The 1,670-nt window shown below is 52.3% G+C and carries 2 protein-coding genes; both read right to left on the bottom strand.

What is annotated here, in order from left to right; genetic code table 11:
• The coding region (locus ACOCD2_RS18925; RefSeq protein ID WP_293649950.1) for a hypothetical protein at positions 1 to 1,352 on the bottom strand (1,352 nt) is incomplete at its 3' end.
• Positions 1,353 to 1,359: 7 nt separating this feature from the next.
• A partial coding sequence (locus ACOCD2_RS18920; protein ID WP_305801499.1) for a hypothetical protein occupies positions 1,360 to 1,670 on the bottom strand: 311 nt, incomplete at its 5' end.

The raw sequence follows: 1,670 nt of genomic DNA, 5'->3' as shown, positions 1-1,670 counted from the left end.
ATGACTGGACGCCGCGTTCGGAGGCCTACTTTGTTTTCCCTCTGGCGCAAGGCACGCCGGGAAAACAGTGCGGCCTCGCGGCTACTGGGGTCTACCAGCCTTCGCTTCGCTCTCCATGGCCGGCAGCGGACGATGGTGGATTGTTCATTAACTGGTGGCGCGGTAATAAGAAATTCAGAAACAAAAGATTCGGGGACACGCTGTTGTCCTGCCACGCCCTTCATTTCCATAATTCCGATCCTGCGAAAGGGGATGCTTTTTGTTACACACCAGACATAGCCAGAAAAACCAGCAGTGGGTCTCAATACATGAAACTCTGTACTGCCAAATCCAATCCCATTCTCCAGTTTGTTGACGATAGCCCCCTTTCCATTTTCAAAGCATGGCGTAATCTTTGCCATGATGACATCGCCATCTCTGAAATATGTAAACCCTTGATATACATCAGACAACAACCTAGTCTCCTTCATAGAGACAACACCATTTTCCGATACCAACTCCATTGGAAGAAACTGCACTTGCATGTCAGGCCGAACATTTGATACTTCTGATTTAGGCGGGTTCAACCTGACCAAGTGCTTGAGTCTTTTTACCTCCCAATGCACAGGAATCTCACCCAGCCACGCCACCCCCGAATCCTTGTATTCCGCATAAGGCTTGCCCATACGCACGCCGAATCCGCGCCCGGCGGATTCGGGTACTTCCCCCTTCCCTGGGTGTCGCACATCGAATTTCCCGGTCACCGCCTCGGTGATCAGCGCCGCGCGCTTCTCCTTGAGCAGTTCGATGAAGCGGGTTTTCTTTTCGATGAGTTGATCGATCTGGGTGGTTTTTTCGTCGAGGAAGGCGGCGATGGTGGTTTGTTCTCCGGTTGGTGGCAAGGTTACAAGCAGATTGCCAATAAAGTCCCAACTGGCACGTGGCATCTTGGCGCCGTAGGTGGATGAATCCACTTCTCTGATAAAGCCTACCGAAAGCATAAACCTGACAAGAAATTCGGGTTGGACCCCTTTCCCCTGGAGCACCAACAATTCTGATGAACACATGCCTTCGAAGTCGGCCAGAAAAGCCTTCGCAAGGTAAGGGCGCAGTTTTCCGAACAGAACATCACCCGGATAAAAACGACTGGATAGCCCTTCTAAATCATTGGCTGCATCCTGAACAAGATATTTTCCAGACCACGATTCGATATTTTCCAACCCAACGTAAGGAAGATGCGATTCTCCAGCTATAATTTTTATGTTACGCAGCGGCGCAGCGTACTTCAGTCTTCTTGTCTCCCAATGAGACGGCATCTCGCCTAGCCATTGCACACCCGAATCTCTGTACTCAGGATAAGTCTTGTATCCCATACCCCTTTTACTCCTCGCCGCCTTTTCCGCTGAACAACCGGCCCGTCAGCGTTTTCAGCACATGGCTCCAGGGGGAATCATCGCCGTGATGGCGGGAGCCCAGCCGGTCTGGATCGGATCCGATGATGTCGATGGCCTTGATGGAAAGCGCTGCGGTCAGGTCCTTGTTGTCCGCTTCGTCCAGTTCTTCCATCATCCGGCGGAAGCCTTCGAATGAGGTGGCCACAGCCTCCTTGAAGCCGTAGTCGGTATGTAGGCGGGACAGGTAGGTGTATTGGCGTACCACGACCCAGGTGAACCAGACTGCCGGGGACGCAA

This window comes from Thiolapillus sp. (assembly GCF_048562965.1).
In the GTDB taxonomy this organism is placed as follows: domain Bacteria; phylum Pseudomonadota; class Gammaproteobacteria; order Chromatiales; family Chromatiaceae; genus Thiolapillus; species Thiolapillus brandeum_A.
Note: the sequence above shows the minus strand (reverse complement) of the source record. Positions and strands in the feature narration are given on the sequence as shown.